At 67.1% G+C, this 24,428-nt stretch carries 20 protein-coding genes; 3 read left to right on the plus strand and 17 right to left on the minus strand.

Annotated features, from left to right (window positions below; all coding sequences use genetic code 11):
* Positions 1 to 508: 508 nt before the first annotated feature.
* The 3 genes from DYQ94_RS13265 to DYQ94_RS13275 all read left to right on the plus strand — a co-directional run bounded on the left by DYQ94_RS13265 (position 509) and on the right by DYQ94_RS13275 (position 2,657).
* Positions 509 to 778: a hypothetical protein gene (locus DYQ94_RS13265; RefSeq protein ID WP_237475015.1), complete on the plus strand. Its 270-nt coding sequence runs from the start codon at positions 509 to 511 to the stop codon at positions 776 to 778.
* On the plus strand, positions 775 to 1,191 hold the full coding sequence (locus DYQ94_RS13270; RefSeq protein ID WP_076038903.1) for a SymE family type I addiction module toxin: 417 nt from the start codon (positions 775 to 777) through the stop codon (positions 1,189 to 1,191). The genes DYQ94_RS13265 and DYQ94_RS13270 overlap by 4 nt, the downstream gene beginning before the upstream one ends.
* 356 nt (positions 1,192 to 1,547) lie before the next feature.
* Complete coding sequence (locus DYQ94_RS13275; protein WP_237475018.1) at positions 1,548 to 2,657, plus strand: serine hydrolase; 1,110 nt, start codon at positions 1,548 to 1,550, stop codon at positions 2,655 to 2,657.
* Between the two features lie 265 nt (positions 2,658 to 2,922).
* On the opposite strand, the gene DYQ94_RS13280 is transcribed toward DYQ94_RS13275, so the two are convergent.
* From DYQ94_RS13280 to DYQ94_RS13360, 17 genes are all read right to left on the minus strand, one after another.
* On the minus strand, positions 2,923 to 4,575 hold the full coding sequence (locus tag DYQ94_RS13280) for a chemotaxis protein CheA (RefSeq protein WP_126966319.1): 1,653 nt from the start codon (positions 4,573 to 4,575) through the stop codon (positions 2,923 to 2,925).
* Positions 4,576 to 4,577: 2 nt separating this feature from the next.
* Positions 4,578 to 5,204 carry a protein phosphatase CheZ gene (locus tag DYQ94_RS13285; protein WP_016904946.1) on the minus strand — a complete coding sequence of 209 codons (627 nt, stop codon included), beginning with the start codon at positions 5,202 to 5,204 and terminating at the stop codon, positions 4,578 to 4,580.
* A complete protein-coding gene (gene cheY / locus DYQ94_RS13290; RefSeq protein ID WP_002813536.1) occupies positions 5,204 to 5,596 on the minus strand; it encodes a chemotaxis response regulator CheY in 393 nt (130 codons plus the stop codon). Before cheY ends, DYQ94_RS13285 begins: the two co-directional genes overlap by 1 nt.
* A gap of 35 nt (positions 5,597 to 5,631) precedes the next feature.
* Entirely contained in the window at positions 5,632 to 6,399 is a 768-nt protein-coding gene (locus DYQ94_RS13295) for an RNA polymerase sigma factor FliA (protein ID WP_024937674.1), read from the minus strand.
* Complete coding sequence (locus tag DYQ94_RS13300) at positions 6,396 to 7,280, minus strand: MinD/ParA family protein (RefSeq protein ID WP_010374294.1); 885 nt, start codon at positions 7,278 to 7,280, stop codon at positions 6,396 to 6,398. The genes DYQ94_RS13295 and DYQ94_RS13300 overlap by 4 nt, the downstream gene beginning before the upstream one ends.
* Complete coding sequence (gene flhF / locus DYQ94_RS13305) at positions 7,267 to 8,949, minus strand: flagellar biosynthesis GTPase FlhF (protein ID WP_126966318.1); 1,683 nt, start codon at positions 8,947 to 8,949, stop codon at positions 7,267 to 7,269. Before flhF ends, DYQ94_RS13300 begins: the two co-directional genes overlap by 14 nt.
* Positions 8,950 to 9,835: 886 nt before the next feature.
* Positions 9,836 to 11,908, minus strand: coding sequence for a flagellar biosynthesis protein FlhA (gene flhA / locus DYQ94_RS13310; RefSeq protein WP_024937671.1), 2,073 nt, complete (start codon positions 11,906 to 11,908; stop codon positions 9,836 to 9,838).
* Between the two features lie 17 nt (positions 11,909 to 11,925).
* The gene (flhB, locus tag DYQ94_RS13315) at positions 11,926 to 13,056 is read right to left on the minus strand and encodes a flagellar biosynthesis protein FlhB (protein ID WP_065032222.1); all 1,131 of its coding nucleotides are present in this window, start codon (positions 13,054 to 13,056) and stop codon (positions 11,926 to 11,928) included.
* Positions 13,057 to 13,249: 193 nt separating this feature from the next.
* Entirely contained in the window at positions 13,250 to 16,171 is a 2,922-nt protein-coding gene (locus DYQ94_RS13320) for a ligand-binding sensor domain-containing diguanylate cyclase (protein ID WP_160955286.1), read from the minus strand.
* Positions 16,172 to 16,569: 398 nt separating this feature from the next.
* Positions 16,570 to 19,521 carry a diguanylate cyclase gene (locus tag DYQ94_RS13325; RefSeq protein WP_126966486.1) on the minus strand — a complete coding sequence of 984 codons (2,952 nt, stop codon included), beginning with the start codon at positions 19,519 to 19,521 and terminating at the stop codon, positions 16,570 to 16,572.
* A 118-nt stretch (positions 19,522 to 19,639) separates the two neighbouring features.
* A complete protein-coding gene (gene fliR, locus DYQ94_RS13330) occupies positions 19,640 to 20,431 on the minus strand; it encodes a flagellar biosynthetic protein FliR (protein ID WP_024937668.1) in 792 nt (263 codons plus the stop codon).
* A gap of 13 nt (positions 20,432 to 20,444) precedes the next feature.
* The gene (locus tag DYQ94_RS13335; RefSeq protein WP_005917968.1) at positions 20,445 to 20,714 is read right to left on the minus strand and encodes a flagellar biosynthetic protein FliQ; all 270 of its coding nucleotides are present in this window, start codon (positions 20,712 to 20,714) and stop codon (positions 20,445 to 20,447) included.
* 455 nt (positions 20,715 to 21,169) lie between these two features.
* Entirely contained in the window at positions 21,170 to 22,015 is an 846-nt protein-coding gene (fliP, locus tag DYQ94_RS13340) for a flagellar type III secretion system pore protein FliP (RefSeq protein ID WP_104568466.1), read from the minus strand.
* 1 nt (position 22,016) lies between these two features.
* A complete protein-coding gene (gene fliO, locus DYQ94_RS13345) occupies positions 22,017 to 22,424 on the minus strand; it encodes a flagellar biosynthetic protein FliO (protein ID WP_024937666.1) in 408 nt (135 codons plus the stop codon).
* Entirely contained in the window at positions 22,421 to 22,759 is a 339-nt protein-coding gene (gene fliN, locus DYQ94_RS13350) for a flagellar motor switch protein FliN (protein WP_016904992.1), read from the minus strand. The genes fliO and fliN overlap by 4 nt, the downstream gene beginning before the upstream one ends.
* On the minus strand, positions 22,756 to 23,769 hold the full coding sequence (gene fliM / locus DYQ94_RS13355; RefSeq protein ID WP_016904991.1) for a flagellar motor switch protein FliM: 1,014 nt from the start codon (positions 23,767 to 23,769) through the stop codon (positions 22,756 to 22,758). Before fliM ends, fliN begins: the two co-directional genes overlap by 4 nt.
* A gap of 10 nt (positions 23,770 to 23,779) precedes the next feature.
* The gene (locus DYQ94_RS13360; protein ID WP_016904990.1) at positions 23,780 to 24,304 is read right to left on the minus strand and encodes a flagellar basal body-associated FliL family protein; all 525 of its coding nucleotides are present in this window, start codon (positions 24,302 to 24,304) and stop codon (positions 23,780 to 23,782) included.
* Positions 24,305 to 24,428 lie beyond the last annotated feature (124 nt).

Genomic DNA, 24,428 nt, shown 5'->3' on the forward strand with positions numbered 1-24,428 from the left:
CCCTTCAAGCATTTCGGCACCCAAGGCGCCAATGGCAGGTGACCACATATTAGCGAGATGCTTTGGCCGAAGGAACAGGGCTCCCGCCGTCTCCCCGTATTTAGTAGCAGCTGGCTTTAGAGTCCAACCAGCGAGCAGGTCGTGATGGGGTCAGGTGCACTTATCAGGCGAGGGCACTCGGCTTGCGTGGCCCGTATGGAACTGCGCCAGCGGCGCACACAGCCGCGCGAGACCCGCCAGCGTGTATTGACACACCAGACCGTGCACTTGCAATCTACGCCCAAGGAGCGTCGAAACTCCTCAGACAGCGGTACCCACCTCCGTCAAACCGGTGGGTTTTTTGTGCCTGAATCTTGCAGGTACAAGCCGACGCAATGCCTGCGTCGGGAGGGCGGCTAATACAAAACCCGCGAGGGGAATACGCCCGCCGGCTGTCTGCGGTTTCGAACCTCCCGACATCCCGTCGCCGTTGGCGGCGGTTCTTGGGTTGTTCCAGGAGGGCGTTGCCATGTCTACCGCACCATCCATGCCGGCATCTGTGCCGGTTGATCTGTTGCCAGCTTCCGCTCACCACCTGCGGTGGGATATGGGCGATGTGCTGCGCAGGTTCGACGCACGCACAGCTATTGAGCAGGCGAGAGACCATACCGCGCATCCGCTGAGTCGCCAGCTCGGTGTATTGCCGCACACCTCGTGCCGCCTGTCGGCACGCAGAGCTGTGCCATTGCAGCAGTACGTCGCTGCAACCATCACCCGCTATCACCCGGAGGCGCCATGACACGCCGCCGCCCACCCACGGCATCTGCCAGCGCACGGCCCACCCGCACGCGTACGCGCCCCGCGCCACCCAAGCGGGTGCAGTGGGTTGTTGTAGAACCCGACCGCACCAAGCTGCCGCCGATGCTGCCGCCCGACCCGGACGCCTCACCGCAAGGTCCCGGCACGCTACGCGCACCCCGCCGCGCCCGCCGCCCGCGCCAATGCACCGTCAGCTACACCCATTACCCCGGCGCCCACGACCACGCCGGCGACCAGCACGTGCCCCACGTCCGCCTCAGCGGCCTATGGCTGGAACAACTGGGCTTCGCCATCGGCACCAAGCTGCGCATCACAGCCAGCGAAGGGCAGCTGCTGATGGAGGTGTTGCCGCCGGTGGAGGTGCCGGCCAAGGCGCGCAGCGTGCGGCGATGATGCTGCGTCTGCCAGACGCCTTGCGATTGACCTGAAATAACGGTTCTAGGGTCACTTCAAAAGAACGGGGTCAGATTCACTTAAGGAAGTCAACCTGACCCTGAGGTTTGGACCCGTTATTCGACAAATAACTGCCATTGTTGAATGGCCGGGATTGGTGGAAATGCGGAAAGGCTGGTTTCGAAGCAGCTAAAGCAATTCCCGCCGCTTAGCCGTATCACCAAACCGGCGAGAGATTTCCGTATTGCGAGGTGGCGACACCATATAACGTCGCGTATGCGGACAGGAAGCATCCGTCCGAATAGGGTGATAACCTCTGCATGGCTCAAACGCTGATGTTGGAGTGAGGAGTGAAAATGGTCGCCTCAATTAAACGCCGCACTGTTTTGGCTGCGGCATTATCCATGGCCCTGCCGATGCGTAGCTTTGCCAAACCCGAAATTGAAGCTGATAGCGTGTCCTCGGCCCTTCGCCGTCGCGTAGCCGAGGAAAAGCAGGGCACCGGGGCCGTATTGGGGGTGGTACGCGCAGGCGAATTGAAGACCTTCCACTACGGAACGGTTGGCCTAGGTAAACTCCAACAGCCGAATGATCGGTCAGTATTTCAGATCGCCTCGCTAACCAAGATATTCACGGCACTATTACTTGCTGATTGCGTTCAGCGGGGTGAAGTGAATCTCGTCGATCCGCTATCAATGTACGTTGCAGTTCCTCCCGCCACCTTCGACGGGAATGAGATCACGCTTCTCGATTTAGCCACTCATACGAGTGGGCTACCACTTCGGCCATCCAGTCGCACCGGCCTCAGTCAAGACAACCCCTACGCCGGCTACACCGAGAGCGATCTTTGTGCTGATTTAGGTCGTGTTCGTCTCACGCGCTTGCCGGGGTCGAGTTTTGAATACTCGAATTTTGACTACGCGTTATTGGGTTACGCGTTGTCACAGCGCCTTGGCAAAACGTATGCTGACCTCTTGCGAGCTCGCATTCTTGAACCGCTTCGTATGGACGAGACTACGCTTACTCCATCAACGGAGATGCAGCACCGGGAAATTTGGGGTTACGATGCGGACTTCCACTCGGCTCAACCCTGGGAATTTGGTGCGTTGGCGCCGGCAGGCGGCCTTTTCTCGACGGTAAGGGACCTGTCGAAATTCATGGCGCTTTGGACAAACAAAGAAAGCGGTCCCCTCTCGCGGGCGGCTTCAATGATGCTGACCGTAGATAGGCCCGGCGATAATACCGATACCAGAATGGGTATTGGCTGGCGGAAGGTCCACCCGGATGGCCAGAGCATAGCTTGGAGCAATGGAAATGGCGGCGGCGTTCGTAGCTTCATGGGCTTCAACGCCGACACGCGCGTCGCCGCAATCGCGTTTATCAACAAAACATCGGGTTTTGGAGTTGACGATATCGCGCTTGGGATGCTTGCGCCAGCTGGCTCGCATGTTCCCCCGTTTTTCTAAAACCCGGGCTGGTTTAGGATGCTTAAATATTAGCTGGACGGGAAATAACGGTTCCAGGTTCATTTCCACGGCAGCCTGGCCGTCGCCAAACCATCGCGCCCATGCCTGCGCGCGTGGCGACATAGATCAGCAGCGATGCTGGTAGTGACACGACAACGGCCGCAGTACGCGGCCGTTGTCGTCAAATCAGGCAGACCAGATCGTCTTGACGATTCCCGATTCCCGATTCCCGATTCTCCCAATCCCGAATCCCGAATCCCCAACCTCAATGATCGCTGGAACGCAATCCATCCACATCCAGGATCAGCGCCATGCGGCCGTCGCCGATCAGGGTGGCGCCGGCATAGCCGGGCAGGCCGCGCAGGGCACGGGGCAGGGGCTTGATCACCACTTCCTCGCGGCCGCGAACCTGGTCCACCACCAGGCCGAAGCGGGTTTCGCCGGCCTGCAGCAGCACCACCGTCAATAGCGGCGGCTGTTCGGCAGGCACGCCCAGCCAGCGGCGCAGGTCGATCAGCGGCAGGGTGTGCGAGCGGCGGTCCAGCACGGCGCGGCCGTCGAACCAGCCCAGCGAGGTCTGCGGGGCGTGCAGCACCTCGACCACGCGCGCCAGCGGCAAGGCGTAGACCGCTTCGCCGGCCTGCACCAGCAGGGTCGGCAGGATCGCCAGAGTCAGCGGCACGCGGATCATGAAGCGGCTGCCGCGGCCCAGTTCGGACTGGATCTGGATCTGCCCGCTCAACTCGCGGATGCGCGATTGCACCACGTCCATGCCCACGCCGCGGCCGGAGATGTCGGTGACCTCGGCCTTGGTGGAAAAGCCCGGCATGAAGATCAAATGCAGGCACTCGTCGGTGCTCAGGCGGGCGGCGGCTTCGGCATCGATCAGACCCTTATTGCGGGCGATCTCGCGCAGGCGTTCCGGGTCGATGCCGGCGCCGTCGTCCTGGATCTCGATGCTGACGTAGTCGCCTTCCTGCTGCGCCGACAGGCGCACATGGCCGCTGCGCGGTTTGCCGGTGGCTTCGCGCAGGGCCGGCGATTCGATGCCGTGGTCGATCGCGTTGCGCACCAGGTGCACCAGCGGGTCGGCCAGGGCCTCGACCAGGTTGCGGTCCAGTTCCGTCTCGGCGCCGATCAGTTCCAGTTCCACTTCCTTGGACAGCGTGCGCGCGACATCGCGGGCCACCTTGGGGAAGCGTGCGAACACCTTGCTCACCGGTTGCATGCGGGTACGCATCACCGCGGTCTGCAGGCGCGCGGTGGCGATGTCCAGCGTGCTGACTGCGCGGTCGAGTTCTTCGTCGCGCAGGCGGGTACGCAGGGTCTTGAGGCGATTGCGCGACAGCACCAGTTCGCCGATCAGGTTGACGATGGCGTCCAGGCGCTTGGTGTCCACGCGCACGGTCTGCTCGGCGTCGGCGGCCTTGGCCGCCGCCTTGGGCGCAGCCTTGGCGCCCGGCGCAGCAGCGCCGTGTGCGTCATCGTGTGCGGGTGCTGCGGTAGCGGCCTTGGGCGCGGCCTTGACCGCCGGCGGGCCGCTCTTGGCGTCGAACTGCGCAATCAGCGAGGCCGGTGCATGCGGCACGGTTTCGCCCGAGCCCATCGCATCCAGCATGGCCTGCAGATAATCCAGCGACTGCTGCGCGGCATCGAAGTGATGCGCCTGCAACACCGCCTGGCCGGAGCGCGCCATGCCCAGGGTTTCCTCGGCGGCGTGGCAGAGCTCGACCATCGGCTTGATCGCCAGGAAGCCGGCGCCGCCCTTGAGCGTGTGGAAGCCGCGGAATACCGCGTTGAGCTGGTCGGCTTCGTCCGGTGCCTGTTCCAGCGACACCAGCTGTTCGCCGAGGCGATCCAGGATCTCCTGGGCCTCGACAATGAAATCGGCAGCAATATCGTCTGGAACAGCACTCATGGTTACAGCCCCAATCCGGACAGCAGGTCGTCGGCGTCGTCCTGCGACACCGCGTGACGGTCCAGGCCCTTGACTGCAGGACCGGCAAGACCGCCGTCGTCTTTCTTCGGCTCGGGATTCTTCGGCGGCAGGCCGAGCGCACCGAAGCCCTCGTGCACGCGCCGCACGATCCCGGCCACGCGACGGATGATCTGGCCGCTCAGGTCCTGGTAGCTCTGCGCCAGCGACAGCTCGGTCAGGTTATGGCGCATCTTGTCCATCAGTGCGCCCTGGTCCTGGTTCAGGCCACCGTCGCGCAGCTGGTTGGCCAGCTCGCGGCATTCCTCGACCAGATCCAGCGTGCGATGGCTGGCCTTCTCGGTCATTTCCACCACGTGGTCCAGGCGCGAGCAGGCATCGTCCAGTTCGCCGGCTTCCTCGGGCACGGTGGGCAGCTCGCCCAGCGCCTGCCCGAGTTCGCGCGCGAGCCGGCTGAGGCTCTGCATCATCGGGCGCGTGCGCAGCGCGGCGAGGTGGTCCACCTCGCGCCGCCAGGCGACCTGGTCACCGCTTTCCAGTGCATCGAGCGCGTGCTGCAGGCGCTCGATCAGGGCGGCACGTTCGGCATCGGCTTCCACGGTGGCGTTCATCAGGCGGTCGCCGCCAGACGTTCGAACACCTTGCCCAGCTTCTCTTCCAGCGTCTGTGCGGTGAACGGCTTGATGATGTAGCCGTTCACGCCGCACTGGGCCGCTTCGATGATCTGCTCGCGCTTGGCTTCGGCGGTCACCATCATCACCGGCAGGTGCTTGAGCTTGGCGTCGGCGCGGATGTTGCGCAGCAGGTCGATGCCGGTCATGCCGGGCATGTTCCAGTCGGTGACCACGAAATCGAACGGGCCGGCCCGCAACGCCGCCAATGCGCTGTTGCCGTCTTCGGCCTCTGCGGTATTGGTGAAGCCCAGATCGCCCAACAGATTCTTGACGATACGTCGCATCGTCGAGAAGTCGTCCACGATCAAAATCCGCATGTTCTTGTTCACATCAAGCTCCTAACACTAAAAAATGCGCGAAAAAATCATTCGTCAATTTCGACACCGGCATCGGCCAGTTCGAAGACCTTGAGGCGGCCGCGCAGACGCACCACCGCCTGGCCATGGATCTGGCAGACGCGCGATTCGCTGACACCGAGCACGGCGCCGATTTCTTTCAGGTTCAATTCCTGTTCGTAGTACAGCGACAGCACCAGCTGCTCGCGCTCGGGCAACTGGCCGATGGCCTTGCCCAGCTCGCGGCCGAATTCGCCACGCTCCATCATCTGCTGCGGATTGGGGCCGCCCTTGGCGGTGGTGTCCAGCTCGCCGTGATCCTCGATCCGCGACTCCAGGCTCAGCACCTGGCCGCGGGCGGCATCTTCCATCAGACGCAGGTAGTCGGGCAGCGGCATCTCCATCGCGGCGGCCACTTCGGTGGCGGCAGCGGCGCGGCCGGTGTGCTGTTCGATCTTGCGCACGGCGGCGGCAGCGTCGCGTGCGCGGCGGTGCACCGAGCGCGGCACCCAGTCGCCACGCCGGATTTCGTCGATCATCGAGCCGCGGATGCGGATCGACGCATAGGTCTCGAACGAGGCGCCCTGTTCGGAGTCGTAACTGCGCGAGGCTTCGATCAGGCCGATCATGCCGGCCTGGATCAGATCGTCCACTTCCACGCTCGCCGGCAGGCGCGCGGCCAGATGGTGGGCGATGCGGCGCACCAGGTCGGCGTGCTGGGTGACGATGTCGTTGGCGTTGTTGCGCTGCACGGCGCGGTACTGCGCGCTGGCCGTGGTTGCGGTAGCGGTGCTCATGCGGCCACTCCCCGTTGGATGATGCGTTCGACGAAGAACTCGACATTGCCGCGCGGCACGGTGGGGGCCTGCCAGCGCGAGGTACGGCGAGCGATTTCTGCAATGGCCTGCGCCGACGGACTGGCGGGGTAGGCCTTGATGACCGGCTGCTGGCGCTGCACCGACAGGCGCAACCAGTCGTCCTGCGGCACGTGGCCGAGGTAGTTCAGCGACACGTCGCCGAGGAACTTTTCGCAGACCCGCGACAGCTTGTCGTACAGCAGGCGGCCTTCGTTGGGGTCGCGCACCATGTTGGCGATGATCTGCAGGCGGTCTACGCCGCGTTCGCGCGAGAGCACCTTGATCAGCGCGTAGGCGTCGGTGATCGAAGCCGGCTCGTCGCAGACCACCACCACGGTGTCCTGGGCGGCCTGGCAGAAGGTCAGCACGCTGTCGGTGATGCCGGCGGCGGTGTCGATGACCATCACGTCCAGGTCGCGCTCCAGCTCGGAGAACACGTTGACCAGGCCGATGTGCTGGGCCGGGGCCAGTTCGGCCATGTGGCGGCGGCCGGAAGCCGCCGGGACCACCAGCACGCCGCCGGGGCCTTCGATGATCACTTCATCCAGCGTGCAGCGGCCGGCGATCAGGTCGGCCAGGGTGTACTTGGGCGACAGGCCCAGCACCACGTCCAGGTTGGCCAGGCCCAGGTCGGCGTCCAGCAGCAGGGTGCGCTTGCCCATGTCGGCCAGCGCCACGGCCAGGTTGGCGGAGATGTTGGTTTTACCCACGCCGCCCTTGCCACCGGTCACGGCAATGGTGCGCACCGGGCCCAGGGGCTCGGGACGGGTCGCCGACAGGGGGAAGGCGTTGGTCAGCTTGGCGTATTCACGCGACTGCATGGTTGTGCTCCGGAGTACAGGGCTTATCGGCAGCGCGCCGCAAATCTTCAAGGCGAAGAACGAGACTGGCGGCATTGGCGCGGTGCAGGTCGTCGGGGACCCGCTGTCCGTCAGTCACCCAGGTGATGGGCATTTGGTGATCGACGACGACCGACAGCGCACTACCGAAGCGGCCGGTCTCGTCAAGTTTGGTCAGCACCACGCCCTGGGGCTTGGCGTGGGCGAAGCGGCGCACGACCTCGTCGAGGTCGGAAAAGTGCGCGTTGGCAGGCAGCACCAGCAGCGAGGTGACCTGGTGCGCGGCGCGCAGCCAGTTCAGCTGGGCGGCCAGGGCGCGGTCGCGCTGGCCCATGCCGGCGGTGTCGATCAGCACCAGCTTGTAGTCGCGCAGGCGCTCGAGCAGTTCCAGCAGGCTTTCGGCGCTGTCGGCCTCGTGCACGGCGATGCCGAGCTGACGGCCGTAGCTGTGCAGCTGCTCGCGGCCGCCGACGCGCTGGGTGTCGGTGGTGACCAGGGCCACGTCGCGCGGGGCGTGCTGGGCGGCGAAGCGCTGGGCGAGCTTGGCGATGGTGGTGGTCTTGCCGGCGCCGGTCGGGCCGACCAGGGCGATCACGCCGCCGCGTTCCAGCGGGTCGACCGGGGCCACCGGCAGGCGCTTGGACAGCAGGCCCAGCATCAGCCCGCGGCCGCGGTGCAATTCGGTATCGGCCGGGATCTGCAGTGCCACGTCGCGGATCAGGCCGGCGTCGAAGCCGTAGTCGTCCATCAGTTCCAGGGCCTGCGCGCGCACCGGCGAACCACGCAGGCGCTCGTCGGTCAGGCGGTTCATTTCGCGCTCGATCATCTGCCGCATCAGCGCCAGCTCGCCACGCAACTGCTTGAGTTCTTCGTCGTTCTGCGGCGCCGGGGCGGCGGCGACCGGCACCGCGGCCAGCGCCGGCGGGGCGACCACCAGCGGCGGCAACGCGGCCGGCGGCAGGATCTGCGGCAGCGCGTCCAGGTCGAAGTCGGCGTCGTCGTCCAGCGCGTCTTCGTCCTGGTCGTAGCCGGCCTGCACGGGGGCAGCGGCGGCGGCCATGATCGGGGTCGGGGCCTGCACCGGGGCAGCCTGCACGGCGGCGCGCTGCACCGGCGCGGTGGTCAGGAAATCGGCGAACAGCTGTTCCGGCACGGCCGACAGCGCGTGTTCCTGGCGCGGCGCGGCGGTCACCGCAACGGCGTGGGCCAGGGCCTGGGCGGCGGGCGAGGGGACGGCGGCGCTACGCACCGGTGCGGGCACCTGCGGCTGACGCTGCACGTTGACCGGCTGGCGCAGCGCCATCGCGGCGATCATGTCTTCGGCGGCACTGGCAACGCGCTGGCGCTGGCTCGTGCCGGCATCGGCGGCCGGCTTCAGCGGTGCGTGGACCGGTGCGGCGGCTGCTTGCGGGGCCGGTGCTTGCGGGGCAGCTGCTGACGGGATCGGCGCGGCGGCAACGGCCGGCGTCTCGGAGCGCGCGGTTTCCAGGGCGCGCTGCACGAGTTCTTCGTCGTAGTTGCTGGCAGCGACGATCTCGATGCCTTCGGCGGTGCGGCGATTGGACAGGATCACTGCGTCCGGGCCGTGTTCTTCACGCACCATGCGGAATGCGGTGCGCATGTCCGGGGCAACGAAGCGTTTGATTTTCATGCGAAGTGCCTCCAGGAACGGGACCCGCCGGACGCCGGACGGGTGCGCGATGAATGTGGGTGTGTTGCCAGCGTCATGAGTTGCCTGTCCCGTTCGGTTGTTCCAAGTGCTGCTCTCGCCCCGCAGCGGTGGCGCTGGCTGCGGTCTCGGCAGAGCTAATGCACGCGGCGTGCCAAAACGGGGTGCCGGGGTTCCGGCGCGGGGGGCTGGTGCGTTAGGACCAGGCGGGAGTTGTGTGTCCGGCTGGGTCCGACGGCTTCAAGTCAATGGATTGATTGACTTTTTTCCAGGGCGGCTGTGCGCTGGTGGCGTCGTGCGGGCGGATGCGTTTGCGGGCGGAAGGCCAAGCTTGGAGCACTTGGACCGTCTGGAAACGGCCAGCGCCGTGCAATCGATTGGAGATCCGGACCAGTGGCGGCTTTCCGACGCCGGGTGCTGGTCGGCGTGGTGGGTAGGTTCGTAGGAGCGCACCTGGGCGCGACGGGCCGTGCCGGTAACGCCTGTCGCGCCCGGGTGCGCTCCTACCGTGGTGTCGGCGTCTGAGATGTGTTGTCGGATTGCCCGGCCTGTCGTAGGAGCGCGCCCGGGCGCGACGGGCCGTGCCGGTAACACCTGTCGCGCCCAGGTGTGCTCCTACGGTGGTGTCGGCGTCCGCGATGTGTTCCCGGGTTGCCCGGCCTATCGTAGGAGCGCACCTGGGCGCGACGGGCTGTGCCGGTAAAACCTGTCGCGCCCGGGTGCGCTCCTACCGTGGTGTCGGCGTCTGCGGTGTGTTCCCGGGTTGCCTGGCCTGTCGTAGGAGCGCACCCGGGCGCGACGGGGTGTGCCGGTAACGCCTGTCGCGCCCGGGTGCGCCCCCACAGGGTGCGTTGGCCGGAGGGCGGTCTCAGCTGATCGTGCCGACCAGCTTCAGGCGCTTGTCTTCGGGCACTTCGCTGTAGGCCAGCACCGACAGGGACGGGACGCTGTGGCGGACCAGGCGGGCCAGGGCGGCGCGGACCTGGCCGGGCACCAGCACGACCGCCGGTTCGTTGCGGGCTTCCTGCTTGCCGACGCAGTCGGCCAGGCTCTGGTGGAGGCGTTCGGCCAGGCCGGGCTCCAGTGCCACGCCGTTGCCGTGGGTGGATTCCTGCAGCACGCGCTCCAGCTGCGGGGCCAGCGTGTAGACCGGCAGCTCGGCCGACATGCCGGCGATTTCCTGCACGATGAAGCGGCCCAGCGAGGTGCGTACCGCGGCGGTGAGGGTGGTCGGGTCCTGGCTGTGCGGGGCGTGTTCGACCAGGGCTTCGACGATCTTGCGCAGCTGGCGCACCGGGATGCGCTCGATCAGCAAGTTCTGCAGCACGCGTACCACCACCGACAGCGGCAGCGCCTTCGGGGTAAGGTCTTCGACCATCTTCGGCGCGGTCTTGGCCAGGGTCGCCAGCAGCTGCTGCACTTCCTCGTGGCCGAGCAGTTCCGGGGCGTGTTCGCGGATCAGGTGCGACAGATGGGTAGCGACCACGGTGGCCGGGTCGACCACGGTGTAGCCCATCGATTCGGCATAGGCGCGTTGGTGCGGCTGGATCCAGGTGGCGTCCAGGCCGAACGCCGGGTCCTTGCCGGGGATGCCGTCGAGCTGGCCGAGCGCGCCGCCCGGGTCCAGCGCCAGTTCGCGATCGGGATAGATTTCCGCGGTGGCCACGGGCACTCCGTGCACCAGCAAGCGGTAGGCATTGGCCGACAGTTCCAGGTTGTCGCGGATATGCACCGGCGGCACCAGGAAGCCGATGTCCTGGGTGAGCTTGCGGCGCACGCCCTTGATGCGCGCCATCAGTTCGCCACCCTGGTTCTTGTCCACCAGCGGAATCAGCCGGTAGCCCACTTCCAGGCCCAGCGGGTCGATCGGGCGCAGCTCGTCCCAGCTCAGCTCCGAGCTGGCCTGGGCGGCAGTGGCCGCGGCGGCGGCCTTGGGATCGGTGGCGGGGTCGCCGGTCGGCGGGATGACCAGGCTGCGCTTGTACATTTTCCAGGCGATCACGCCCAGGATCAGGCCCAGCGTCAAAAACGCGACGTTGGGCATGCCCGGCACCAGGCCGACCAGGCCCAGGATGGCCGCGGCCACCGCGAGGGCGCGGTGCTGGCCGAACACCTGGCTGATCATGGCGCCGCGCATGTCCTGCGCGCGCGAGGCGCGGGTCACCAGCAAGGCGACCGAGGACGACACCAGCAGGGCTGGCAGCTGCGCCACCAAACCGTCGCCGATCGACAGCAGGGTGTAGGTGGAGGCGGCATCCACAAAGCTCATGCCGTGCTGGAACATGCCCACCGCCATGCCGCCGACCAGGTTGATGAACAGGATCAGGATGGCGGCGATGGCGTCGCCGCGGATGAACTTGTTGGCACCGTCCATCGCACCGTAGAAGTCGGCTTCCTCGCGGACTTCCTCGCGGCGGGCCTTGGCTTCCTCGCGCGTCAGCAAACCGGCATTGAGGTCGGCGTCGATGGCCATCTGCTTGCCGGGCATGGCGTCCAGGATGAAGCGCGCGGTCACTTCCGACACGCGTCCGGCACCCTTGGTGATGACCACGAAGTTGATGATGGTCAGGATCGCGAACACCACGATACCCACGGCGTAGTTGCCGCCGATCACGAACTGGCCGAACGCCTCGATCACCTTGCCGGCTGCGGCATGGCCGTCCTGGCCGTTGATCAGGATCACGCGGCTGGAGGCGACGTTCAGCGCCAGCCGCAGCATCGTGGTCATCAGCAGCACGATCGGGAAAATGGTGAATTCCAGCGGGCGCTGCACGTAGACGACCGCCAGCAGCACCATCAGCGAGATGGCGATGTTGAAGGTGAACAGCGCATCCAGCACCGGCGCGGCCAGCGGCACCATCAGCATGGCCAGCATGGCCATCAGGGCCAGCGGCGCGCCCAGGCCGTTGCGCAGCAACTCCATGATGCGCCGGGCGTTCATCGGGGCGGGTTGGGCGCTCATACGCTGGCTCCCTTGCCGAACTCATCCACGTCCAGCGACGGCAATTCCGGCATCGGGCCGCCGTTCCAGCCACGCAGCTGGTAGACGTAGGACAGCACCTGGGCCACGACCGAATAGAGTCTCACGGGAATTTCCTTGCCGATTTGCGCTTCTCTATACAAGGCGCGTGCCAAAGGCGGGGCGGTGACGATCGCCACGCGGTGCTGTTCGCAGGCTTCGCGGATGCGGAAGGCCATTTCGTCCACGCCCTTGGCCACCACGATCGGGGCGCGCATCTTGCCGCCTTCGTACTTGAGCGCCACCGCGTAGTGGGTCGGATTCATCAGCACCACGTCGGCCTTGGGCACTGCTTCCATCATCTGGCGCTGCGACATCTGCATCTGCATCTGGCGGATGCGGCCCTTGACCTCCGGGCTGCCCTCGCTTTCCTTCATCTCGCGCTTGATCTCTTCGCGCGTCATCTTCAGCTTCCGTAGCCAGTTCCACTTCTGGTAGGGCGCGTCGATGGCGGCCAGCAGCACCAGCGCGCCGGCGGTGTAGAACAGCAGGCTCTTGGTGAAGTCCAGGCCGTTGCCCACCGCCTGTTCCAGCGGCTGGTTCACCAGCGAGCGCAGGCCGTGCAGGCCCTTGGAGATGCACAGGCTGGCGGCCAGGCCGACGAACAGCAGCCGCAGCACCGACTTGATCAACTCGGCCAGGCTGTTGCTGCCCCACATGCGCTTGATCCCGTTCATCGGGTTGAGCTTGTTGAGGTCGGGCATGATCGCCTTGCCGGAAAAGCGCAGCCCGCTCATCAACAGCGGGCCGGCCAGGCCGGCGGCCAGGCAGATGCCGATCAGCGGCAGCATCACCCACAGCAGCTGCAGCAGCAGGTCGCCGAAATGGCCGAACAGCGCCATCGGGTTTTCACGCATCTTCGGGTCCGGGCTGAGCGCGGTCTTCATCCAGACGCTGGCGCCATCGCCGATGCCGCGGGCCAGGGCCATCAGCGCGAACACGCCGGCACCGAACACCGCGGCGGTGGACAACTCGCGCGATTGCGGGATGTTGCCCTGCTCGCGGGCTTCGCGCAGGCGTTTTTCGGTGGGAAGCTCTGTGCGTTCGCCGCCGTCTTCGGACTCGGACATGGAGGTGCCGGTGACTGGTCAGCCCTGTGTCATGCAAGTGGCGTTCCAGTCGCTGGGGCCGGGGTTGGGGAGTCGGGGTCGGGGGAGAGCTGGCCGAGAGGGGGCCGGCCTGAAAAAGTGGCTGATCGGGGCAGGCGGCGCTGTGGGGCCGCTGGGTTGGATGCGCCTGGCCTGCGCCCCGGGGCGCGGCTGCTCATGCCACCGAGGATTCGGGCTCTTCCGGTTCGATGCGATTGCGGCCATGCCGCTTGGCGCGGTACAGCGCCTCGTCGGCACGTGCCAGCAGCGTGGCGGCGTTGTCACCGCTCCGGAACCAGGCCACGCCGACCGAACAGGTCACCGGCAGCGGCCGGGCGGCGCCCACCTCGTACGGTGCCAGGCTGAGCTTTTCGTGGATGGCGCGCAGCCGGTGCTGGCTATGCTGCGACATGCCCGGCAGCAGCAACAGCAGTTCCTCGCCACCGTAACGGCCCACCTTGTCCGAGTCGCGCAGGCAGGCGGTCAGGCGAGCGCCGACCTTGGCCAGCACCGCATCGCCGACCAGATGCCCGTGTTCGTCGTTGACCAGTTTGAAGTGGTCCAGATCGATCAGCACCACCGCCAGCGGATGCCCGCCGTGCGCGCAGGCCTGCAGTTCTTCGGCCATGGCTTCGAGCACGCCGGAGCGGTTGAGCAGGCCGGTCAGGGCATCGTGGCTGGCCTTCAGGGCCAGCGCCGCACGCGCGCTTTCCAGATCGCGTTTTTCGTGTTCCAGCTGATAGGTGCGCTCGGCCACCAGTTCGGCCAGCATGCGTTCGCGCGCGACCAGATGGCGGTGCCGCCAGCGCCACAGGCCGGCCAGCAGCGCGCTGCCGATCAGCACATACAACACGATCGCCGGCGGGCTGCGCCACCACAGCGGGGCCACCGCAAACGGCAGGTCGGCGATCGGCGAGGCGGTGCGGCGGTAGCGGTCCAGCACCTGCACCTGCAGCCGGAAATGCCCGGAGGGCAGCGGCGCCTGGTCGATCGACAGGTTGTCGCTCTGGATCCATTCGTTGTGCAGGCCGAGCAGGCGGTAACGCACGGTCAGGCGGCTCGGGTCGTCGTACACCTCCATCGTGGACAGCTCGATATGCAGCGGCTGGTCGCTCCAGCCCAGCAACTGGCCGCGCTGCACCGGCACGCCGCCACGGCTGACGCTGTCGATGCGCACGCTGGGCTGGCGCGCATCGAACAGCCGCGCCGGGTCCAGCAGATGGCTCACCCCGCGCGAGGTACCGATCCAGATCGACCCATCCGGATCCTCGGCGAAGGCGGCTTCGGAGATGTCGTCCCACAGCAGGCCCTGCGATTGCGACAGATGCGCCCAACGCTCGCCGTCGTAGACCTCCACGCCGCGCGCATGGCCCACCCAGACCCGGCCGAGGCTGTCGCCGCGCATCAGGTAGACGCCGACATCGCGCAGCGCCTCGTCGCTGATCGCCTGCAGATCCAGCCGCTCGCCCAGCAACATGCCGTGCCAGAGACCGGGCCGATAGAACGCCAGCCACACCTCGCCGCTGTCGCTGATGTGGAACTTGCTGATCCACGGGTCCGAGGCGCCGCCATTGACCAGCACCTCGACCCTGGACCAGCGTGCGCCCTGCAGCCGGAACAAGCCGTTGGCGGTGGACACCCACAACGTGCCGTTGGCGGTCTGCTGGATGTCGGTATAGGCGATCGTGGGCATCTCCGGAACAGCTTCCATCGTGCCGCCCTCCAGCGGATGCCGGATCACGAACAGGCCGCCCGCGCTGAGCATCCACATCCGCCCCTGCCGATCGATCAGCAGGCGGCGTGCGGTGCGCGGCAGTTTGGCGATCTGCGCGCTGCGGCCATCGGGCCAGGTGCGGCGCAGTGAACCGGCCGAATTGAGCGTCCACAGGCTGCCATCGGCGCTGCGTTGCATGCCCACGATCTGGATCCCGGAGGCCTGCAGGGCCGGGACGAACCGGCCGCCCGGATCGACCTGGCGGCCGGTGCCGTGTTCGTTGCCGACCAGCAGCGCGCCCTGCGCGTCGCGGGCGATCGACCAGGTGGGCGCGGCCGGCATGCCCTGCGAGGCGTCCCAGTTCTCGATCCATTCGTAGCCGGCCCAGCGCACCAGGCCTTCGCCATCGACGGTCATCCAGACATCGCCATCGCGGTCCACCAGGATCGCATCGCTGCTGCCGGGCGGCAGCCCGTTGTCGGCGCCGAAACTGCGCCAGCGGCCGTTCTCCCAGCGCGCCAGCCCGTCGTTGCGACGTACCAGCACGCGTCCTTCGCGGTCCAGCACCAACGGCGCCTGTCGCCCGATGGTTCTGCCATCGAGCAAGGGCAGCGGCCGCACGCTGAATTTGCTGGCGCCCGGCGCGCGATAGAGCAGGTTGCCGGTGCCGCGGACCCACAGTGCGCCGTCGTGATCACGCAATACGCTGTACCAGCGATCTTCCGGCACGCCTTGGTCCGGCCCGTACACCTGCACCTTGCGCTGCGCATCGATGGCGCACAGCCGCTTGGCGCAGCCGGCCCACAAGGTGTCGCCGTCCACCGACAGGCTCAGCACCTTGGACAGCTCGGGCACGCGCACCCGGGTGGCGGTATCCAGCAGCGGCTCGCTGTGCCAGTGGCCGTTGCCGCGTGCGCTCAATCGTTCCAGCGTGCCGCCATTGGCCAGCACCGTGCCCCAGGAGGGACTGGCCAGCAGCATGTCTTCCTGCAGGTGTTCGGCCTCGTCGGGGGCCAGTTTGCGGAAGCCGTGCTCGTCGCCGACGAACAGGGCCTGGAAGCCGGCCACCCACAGCCGCCCGTCGGCGGCTTCGGCCATCGAGGTGATCGGTTCGTTGCGCAGGCCATCCAGCATCACCTGCTGGAAGCTGCGCCCGTTGTAGCGATACAGGCCGCTTTCGGTACACACCCACAGCAGCGTGGCGCGGGTCTGCAGCAGGCAGGTGCCGGCCAGCCCGAGCAAGCCCTGGTCGTGGGCGTAGCGACGAATGCTCGCGCTCTGCGCGCCGGCCAGATCGGCTAGCGACAGCAAGACCAGCAGCAGCACCGCCAAAAACGGTGCACGCCGGCCTGACGACCTGCATTGACGGTACTCAACCCCCACGAGCGTTGCACTCTCCCACGCATCGGCGCGTGTGGTCCGCGCCCCTCGCGCGGGTGTCTCACGCTTGCCATGGGCGGCCCCCATAGCAGGCCGCAGTAAACCGACTAGCGGCTGTTCACGCGTGTTTCTTTAATGCTTAAGCAGGCATGGCGGCGTGAGTGCGCAGCGCGCACGGCCCTTGCCGGGCGCGTGTTGTTCCCTGGGCCGGACCCTTTCGCTGCAGGCGCGATCACGCCGATGGCTTGATGCCGGTCGCGCAACGGCTGCATGGCTGCCCGCACGCGGGCGTCGCAGCGGACACGTCTTTCCCGGCAAGGCGTCCGTGGGAGGCTACGTGCCCGGCCGGTTGGCAGATCGCAGCATTGGCGCTGTCCTTCGGCCTGCGGCCAGGCGCGGGTTCAGCCGCTGGACGCGGCGTCGTAGCGCACATGGTCGTAATCGATGCGGTTGCGTCCATTGCGCTTGGCGCGATAGAGCGCGGCGTCGGCACGCGCCAGCAGCTGTTCCAGGGTTTCGCCCGGCTGGAACCAGGCCACCCCGACCGAGCAGGTCACCGGCAGCACGCCACCATCGATCGGGTAGTTGCCGCAGATCCCGCGATGCAACGCCTGCAGGCGATGGGTGGACTGGGCACTGAGCCCCGGCAGCAGCGCCAGCAATTCCTCGCCGCCGTAGCGACCGATGCGGTCGTCGCCGCGCACCAGCGTATCCAGGCGCCGGCCGACTTCGGCCAGCACCGCGTCCCCGGCCAGGTGGCCGTGCTGATCGTTGACCAGCTTGAAGTGGTCCAGGTCGATCAACACCACCGCCAGCGGCCGCGCGCTGGTGTCGGCACGCGCCAGCATGCCGCGCAGCGCGTGCAGGATGCCGGCGCGATTGAGCAGCCCGGTCAGCTCGTCGTGGGTGGCCTTGAGCGCGAGCTCGGCGCGTGCCGCCTCCAGCTCGCGCTTGTCCTGTTCCAGCTCGGCAGTGCGCTCGGCCACCAGTTGCTCCAGTTCGCGTTTGCGCCGCAGCAGCTTGCGCGTGCGCCAGCGCAGCAGCGCGATCACTGCGGCAATGCCCAGCAGCACGTAGCCAGCCACTGCCGGCACGCCGCGCCACCACGGCGGGCGCAGCACGAAACGCAGCCGCGCGACCGGGCTGGCGCTGCGCTGGTAGGCATCCAGCGCCTGGACTTCCAGCGTGTAGGTGCCGGGCGGCAACAGCGGGTAGGTGAGGTGACTGAGCGAGGTCTGGGTCCAGCGTGCTTGGTGGCCCTCCACCCGGTAGCGGAAGCTGATGCGGTCCGGGCCGCCTTCGGCGCCGGGCGCGCTGATGTCCACATCCAGCGGCACCTGCGACCAGTCGACCTGCGCCCCCGGCGTGATCGCCTGGTTGCCACGCCGCACGCGCAGGATGTCCACGCGCAACGGCGGTGCGGCGAACACGCGCAACGGATCGATCAGATGGGTGGCACCGCGGCTGCTGCCGAGCCAGATGCTGCCATCCCCGTCCTCGAAGAACGCATTGGCCGACATGTCATCCCACAACAGGCCCTCGGTGCGCGTGGCCCGCGACCAATGGCCGTTTTGCAGCATGTCCAGGCCCTGGCTGCTGCCCAGCCACAGCCGGCCCTCGCGGTCGTGGCGCAGGATGAACGGCATCACCCGCGCCACCAGCGGATCGTCCACCGCGCGCAGCGCCAGCACGCCATCGGCCTGCAGGCGGCCATGCCACAGCCCGGTATCGCGCAGCGAGATCCACAGCTCGCCATCGGGAGCAAAATCGATCAGGAAGAAATCCTGGCTGGGCAGCACGCCACGCACCTGCACGCGTTGCCAGGCACCGTCTGCCTGCCGCTTGTACAGCCCCTCGCGGGTGCTGGCCCAGAGCCGGCCCTGGGGGTCGAGATCGACATCGCCCACGAACGCGGCCGGCACGCCCGGATCGCGGATGGCCTGGTATGGCGCGCCCGGCGGCATGCGATACAGGCCGCGCGGGGTGGTGATCCACAAGGTGCCGGCGGCGTCGAACAACAGCTTGTTGATCGGCAGGCCCAGCTGCAGCACGTCGACGGTCCGGCCGCTGCGCGGATCGCGCCGCGCCAATGCGCCGGACGAGCGTGCCACCCAGGCGGCGCCGTCTGTCGGCGAGAGCGCCAGGGAGATCGACTGCAGCAGCGGCTGGCCGTCGTCCAGCGTCCAGGGCTGCATGCGCCCGCTGCGCGGATCCAGCACATTGGAGCCGGCATCGCCGCCGACCAGCAGCTCGCCGCTGGGCAGGCGCTGGATCATCCAGGTCGGCGCTTCCGCCAGGCCCTGGCTCTCGTCCCAGTGTTCGATGTTGCCGTAGCCCAGCCAGCGCTGCACGCCCAGGCCACGGGTACCGATCCATAGCTGGCCGGTGCGCTGCATCAGCAACGGGCCGACCATCGGGCTGATCGGCAGCCCCTGGTCGTGGCCGAAGTAGCGCCAGTGATCGCCTTCCCAGCGCACCAGGCCGCGATCGGAGCGGGTCAGCAGGCGGCCCTGTGCATCTTCGGACAGGGTGGTGGCGGCCGAGAGCGTGTCGAAGCTGGTGCCTGCCGGCGCCGCATGGTTGCGGAATACACGCTCTCCCGGCGCGCGCGACAGCACCAGGCCACCGCCGCGCAGCCACAGGGTGTTCTGGTGGTCGCGAAAGATCGCCCGCCACTGCCGCTCCGGCACTCCGTCGGCTTCGCCGAGCAGCTCGGTGCGTCCGTTCTCGTCGATCCGGCAGACGTGCGGCCCGCAGCTGCTCCAGAGTGCCGTGCCATCGGCAAGTAACGCCTTGCCGGCCGGCAGACTGGTGCCATCGGCCAGCTGCAACGGCAGCGGGTGCACCGACCAGCCGCCCGTGTGGTCCGGCGACAGGCGCAGCAAGGCGTTCTCGCTGACCACCACCATGCCGCCGGCATAGGCAGCCAGCACATTGCCGCTGTCGGCGCGGATCGGTTTGCCGTCGCGCAGCAGCTGCACGAACGCACCGCCGTCGCGCACGAATACGCCGTTGGCGCTGGCTACCCATAACCGTCCTGCGGCATCCAGCGCCAGGGCGCGGATATAGCGCGCATCCAGGCCACTCTCCTGGCCAACCGGAGTGAAGCTCTCGCGCTCGAAGCGGTGCAGGGCCAGCTCGGTGCCCACCCAGACCACGCCCTGGCGGTCTTCGAGCAGGCTGTTGACGGTCATGCCCTGCAGGCCATCGGCCTGGGCGTAGTCGCGGAAGCTGTAGGTCTGCGCCCGCGCGTGGCCGCACGCCAGCAGCACGGCAATCCAAAGACAGCCCCAGGCCCACCAGTGGCCGCGTCGTGACGCAATCGGAGCGAACAGCGCAGACACGTTGGGCATCGGTTCCCGCCGACTTTGGCGTGGGTGAGTGATGGCGATTGGCGGTATCAATCGTCCTGTGGCGTTGACGGCTGACGGGCGAAAAACTTGAGGCAGTTCACACTTATGGATGTGTCCGCTAGGCAGTCAAATCCCTGGCGGCGTCGAAGGCGGTATCGAACATGCGTTGCACGGGCGGCGCGAATTCGCTGGCGAAGCTGGACAGCAGGAACAGCCCCAGCAACACCGTCAGCGGCAAGCCCAGCTGCATCGGATTCAGCGCCGGCGCGGCCTTGGCCAGCGCGCCGAAGGCCAGGTTGACCGCCAGCATCGCCACCATCATCGGCAGTGCCAGGGTGAGCCCGCCGCGCAGGATCTGCAGGAACAGGGTCGGCGCCACCTCGGCGAAGGCGGCGGCATCGGGAAGCGCGGTGCCGATCGGCAGGGCCTTGTAGCTGTCCACCAACAATGCGATCACCGCCAGGTGTCCGTTGGCCGCGAAGAACAGCAAGCCGAACCCGAGATAGAACCACTGCGCGATCACCCCCGAGGTGACTCCGCGCAGCGGGTCGGACATCTGCGCAAACGACAGGCCGGTGGACTGCGACACCAGTTCGCCGGCCATCGCGCCGGCCTCGAAGATCAGCTTGAGCATGAAGCCCATGCTGGCGCCCACCGCCAGCTCGCGGGCGACGCTGAGCACCGCCTGCGCGGTGAAACCGTCCCAATCCGGCACCGGCGGCAGCAGCGGCGCCAGCACCATCGACAATGTCCCGGCCAGCATCACCCGCACCCGTCCCGGCACCGCGCGCGTGCCGATCAACGGCATCGCGGTCAGCAGCGCACCGGTGCGCAGCATGGTCCACATGATCGCCCCGACCATCGCAAACGCGCGCTGGCCGTCGATCACCATCTGGGTGGCAGCATCCATCCGGCCGGGTCCGCTAACCGATCAGATGCGGTATGCGCTGGAACAGCGCAATGGTGAACTCCACCAGATGCCCCAGCAGCATGCTGCCGGTGGCAAACAGGGTGGCCGTCAACGCTACCGCCTTGGCCACGAAGGCGATGGTCGGCTCGTTCAACTGGGTGGCAGCCTGCACCACACCGATCACGACACCGACGACCAGCACCGCCAGCAACATCGGGCCGGCAATCCACAGGACGGTGACCAGGCCACCACGCAATTCGGTCAGGGCGATTTCAGGGCTCATGGGTGTGGTGATGCAAGTGGGGTGCCAATGGATGGGATTGGGGAATCGGGAATCGGGAATCGGGAATCGGGAATCGGGAGGCGGGAGGCGGGAATCGGGAGGCGGGAGGCGGGAGGCGGGAGGCGGGAGGCGGGAGGCGGGAGGCGGGAGGCGGGAGGCGGGAGTCTGAATAGGGGGCTGAGCTGTTCGACGGTGTGTGGGCTGACAAAGCTGCGGTCTGCAGAAACTCGCCCCTCTCCAGCGGGAGAGGGGGGTGGGGTGGGGGTGCGAGGCGAAGCCACGCGTGTTGGGTGGCTCCCCGGGCCCATTGCTCAGCCGTGCGCTTCGGCGCTATCGGCTGCACTGGTTGGCGCGCTTGCTGTCTGCTCTGCGTCTGCTGCCCGACGTCGGGCCCATGCCGAAGCGGCAGGACGGGTCGGCACGCCGGCAGGGCGGCACGCATGCAGACCTTGCGGCTACGACGCGTTGAAGCTCGCGGCCAATGTGCCCACCACCAGCACCCAGCCATCCACCAGGATGAACAGCAGGATCTTGAACGGCGCCGAGATCAACATCGGCGACAGCATCATCATGCCCATCGACATCAGCACGCTGGCGACCACCAGATCGATGATCACGAACGGGATGAAGATCAGAAAGCCGATCTCGAACGCCGTCTTCAGCTCGCTGGTCACGAATGAGGCCACCAGCACCGGGAACGGCACCGCGTCCGGGCCGGCGTACTTGCCGTCGCCGGCCATGCCGGCAAAGGTCATCAGGTCGGTCTCGCGGATCTGCGCCAGCATGAAGGCACGCAGCGGCTGGGTGGTCAGCGTCCAGGCGGTCTGGAAATCGATCTGGTTGTTGAGGTACGGCGAGAGCCCGGCACCCCACATCTTCTGCCACACCGGCATCATCACCAGCGCGGTCAAAAACATCGACAGCCCCAGCAGTACCTGGTTGGACGGGGTCTGGCCGGTGCCCAGCGCCTGGCGCAGCAGGCCCAGCACGATGGTGATGCGGGTGAAGGCGGTCAGCACCAGCAGCATCGACGGCAGCAGGGTGATCGCCGTCATCAGCAGCAAGGTCTGCAGCGGCAGGCTCACCGGCTGGTCGCCGATGCGGCCGACGCTGACATTGGGCAACGACGGCAGCTGATTGGCGCCGGCCGGCGCGGTCGCCGGCGCGGCGGCGGGAGCGGCGGCCTGGGCCATGGCCGGCAATGCGGCGGGCGTGGCAGCGGCCAGCAGCGGGCAGCTCATCACCAGCAGGATCAGCACCAGGCGGAGGCTGCGCCCCCAGCGATTCCAACGACTCAACATGTCACGGGTCCTTGCGCAGCTTCTGTGCCAGCAGCTGGGCGAAATTGGGAAGTTGCTTGAAGTTGGGCAGGGTGGGAGCGGGCGCGGACGGCAGCGGTTCGGACAGGGTGTGCAAGGTGTTGATGCCGCCGGCGGTGACGCCGAGCAGCAACTGCTGGCCGTTCACCTCCACCACCACCACGCGTTCCTTGGCACCCACCGCCAGGCTGGTCACCACCCGCAGGCCCTCGGTACTGCGGAAACCGCTGCCGGGCATGCGCTTGAGCAACCAGCCCAGGCCGACGATCAGCGCCAGCACCAGCAGCAATGCAAACACCGCGCCAAACAGGCTGGGCGAGGACGGCGCCTGCGCGCCGACCTGGGTGGCCTTGGCCGCGACCGGGGCGGCAGCGGCCAGCAGGCCGATCACCGCAGCCTCCGGATCCGTTCGCTGGGGCTGACCACGTCGGTCAGGCGGATACCGAAGCGGTCGTTGATGACGACCACTTCGCCATGCGCGATCAAGGTGCCGTTGACGTACACGTCCAGCGGCTCGCCGGCGCCGCGCTCCAGTTCCACCACCGAGCCCTGGTTGAGCTGCAGCAGGTTGCGGATCGGGATGCGCGCGCGGCCCACTTCCAGCGACAGCGTCACCGGCACGTCCAGGATGACGTCCAGGTTGAGGTCGGTGGCATTCTGGTCGTGCTCGGCCTGCAGGCTGTCGAAGGTTGCAGGCGCGGCGTCGAGGATGTCGGAGTTGATCATTTGCTGGAGTCCTGGGAGGGAACGGCGCGTGGGGCTTGCACGCCGGGCGGGCGTACGGCGGTGATCTTGACGGCGTTGTTGCCATTGGAAACGCCGAATTCGCCGGTGAACAACGGAATGTCTTCCACGCACAGCGGCACCTGTGCGGGCAGGTCGATCGGCAGGATGTCGCCGATCTTCAGGCCGGTGAGCTGGCGCAGGCTCATGCGCTTGCTGGCCAGCACGCTGGACAGGGTCACCTCGGCGGTATCCAGCTGCTCGCGCAGCATCACGTTCCAGGAGTCGTCGCGGTCGTTGCGGTCGCTCTGGATGCCGGCATCGAGCAGTTCGCGGATCGGCTCCAGCATCGAATACGGCAGGGTGATGTGGATCTCGCCGCCGCCGCCTTCCAGTTCGACATGGAAGCGGCACACCACCACGTACTCGCGCGGGGTGACGATGTTGGCGAAGTGCGGGTTGATCTCCGAGTTGATGTACTCGAAGTCCACTTCCATCACCGGCGCCCAGGCTTCCTTCAGGTCGGCGAAGGTCTGCTTGAGCATCAGCTGCACCACGCGCATCTCGGTGGCGGTGAATTCGCGACCTTCGATACGGGTGTGGTAACGGCCGTCGCCACCGAAGAAGTTGTCCACCACGGTGAACACCAGCGTGGGTTCGAACACGATCAGGCCGGTGCCGCGCAGCGGCTTGAAGCGGATCAGGTTGAGGTTGGTGGGCACATACAGCGAATGCATGTACTCGTTGAACTTGACCAGGTCGATGCCGCGCACCGACAGGTCGGCCGAACGCCGGATCAGGTTGAACAGGCCGATGCGCCACAGCCGCGCGAAGCGCTCGTTGACCATCTCCAGGGTCGGCATGCGGCCACGGATGATGCGGTCCTGGCTGGACAGGTCGTACTGGCGCGCCTCGCCGGGCAGCGGCTCCGGCTCGGTATTGACCGCACCCGAATCCACGCCATGCAGCAGGGCATCGATTTCGTCCTGGGAAAGCAGATCGCTGACGCTCATGGGGCAGGCCTTACTGGGTGACGAAACTGGTGAACAGCAGTTCTTCGACGCACTTCTTGCCGGTCTCGCTGGTCATGACCTTCTGCGCTTCGGCCAGGGCGGCCTTCTGCAGCTTCTGCTTGCCGACCAGGTCGGCCACATCGGTGGCCTTGACCTGCGACAGCAGCATCAGCAGATGCGCGCGGATGGCCGGGGCGTTTTCGGTGATCAGCTTGAGGTCTTCCGGGTCGCGGGTGACCAGCTGCACTTCGACCTGCAAGTACTGCGGGCCGTCGCCGGGATCGGCCAGGTTGACCACGATCGCCGGATCCATCGGGAAGTACTGCGCCGGCTTGGGCACCTCGGCCACCTTGGGCGCGGCGTGCTTGCCGTCTTTCTCCTCGCCCTTGTGGCCGAAGAAGAACCAGGCGCCGCCACCGGCAGCGGCCAGCACCACGACCCCGACGGCGATCAGCAGAAGTTTCTTGCCGCCCTTCTTCTTGTCGCCCTTGTCGTCTTTGTCTTCGGTCTTCTTGGGTTTTTCCGCGGCTGCCACAGTCTGCTCCAGGGGGAATGCTCACCCAGTGGATGCAATTGGCATGCCAATCCGGCGACGGTTTCCTGGCGCGCGTGCAGCCTCAACGGCAAAACCCCCGCAGGCCTTGCGCTGCGAGGGGCGT

The organism is Xanthomonas sp. LMG 8993 (genome assembly GCF_009835065.2).
Lineage (GTDB): Bacteria > Pseudomonadota > Gammaproteobacteria > Xanthomonadales > Xanthomonadaceae > Xanthomonas > Xanthomonas arboricola.

Bases quoted from the DNA above. Each gene is read 5' to 3' on its own strand.
- DYQ94_RS13265 (WP_237475015.1), top strand. From the start codon at position 509: ATGTCTACCGCACCATCCATGCCGGCATCTGTGCCGGTTGATCTGTTG.
- DYQ94_RS13270 (WP_076038903.1), top strand. From the start codon at position 775: ATGACACGCCGCCGCCCACCCACGGCATCTGCCAGCGCACGGCCCACC.
- DYQ94_RS13275 (WP_237475018.1), top strand. From the start codon at position 1,548: ATGGTCGCCTCAATTAAACGCCGCACTGTTTTGGCTGCGGCATTATCC.
- DYQ94_RS13280 (WP_126966319.1), bottom strand. From the start codon at position 4,575: ATGAGTGCTGTTCCAGACGATATTGCTGCCGATTTCATTGTCGAGGCC.
- DYQ94_RS13285 (WP_016904946.1), bottom strand. From the start codon at position 5,204: ATGAACGCCACCGTGGAAGCCGATGCCGAACGTGCCGCCCTGATCGAG.
- DYQ94_RS13295 (WP_024937674.1), bottom strand. From the start codon at position 6,399: ATGAGCACCGCTACCGCAACCACGGCCAGCGCGCAGTACCGCGCCGTG.
- DYQ94_RS13300 (WP_010374294.1), bottom strand. From the start codon at position 7,280: ATGCAGTCGCGTGAATACGCCAAGCTGACCAACGCCTTCCCCCTGTCG.
- flhF (WP_126966318.1), bottom strand. From the start codon at position 8,949: ATGAAAATCAAACGCTTCGTTGCCCCGGACATGCGCACCGCATTCCGC.
- flhA (WP_024937671.1), bottom strand. From the start codon at position 11,908: ATGAACGCCCGGCGCATCATGGAGTTGCTGCGCAACGGCCTGGGCGCG.
- flhB (WP_065032222.1), bottom strand. From the start codon at position 13,056: ATGTCCGAGTCCGAAGACGGCGGCGAACGCACAGAGCTTCCCACCGAA.
- DYQ94_RS13325 (WP_126966486.1), bottom strand. From the start codon at position 19,521: ATGCCCAACGTGTCTGCGCTGTTCGCTCCGATTGCGTCACGACGCGGC.
- fliR (WP_024937668.1), bottom strand. From the start codon at position 20,431: ATGGATGCTGCCACCCAGATGGTGATCGACGGCCAGCGCGCGTTTGCG.
- DYQ94_RS13335 (WP_005917968.1), bottom strand. From the start codon at position 20,714: ATGAGCCCTGAAATCGCCCTGACCGAATTGCGTGGTGGCCTGGTCACC.
- fliP (WP_104568466.1), bottom strand. From the start codon at position 22,015: ATGTTGAGTCGTTGGAATCGCTGGGGGCGCAGCCTCCGCCTGGTGCTG.
- fliN (WP_016904992.1), bottom strand. From the start codon at position 22,759: ATGATCAACTCCGACATCCTCGACGCCGCGCCTGCAACCTTCGACAGC.
- fliM (WP_016904991.1), bottom strand. From the start codon at position 23,769: ATGAGCGTCAGCGATCTGCTTTCCCAGGACGAAATCGATGCCCTGCTG.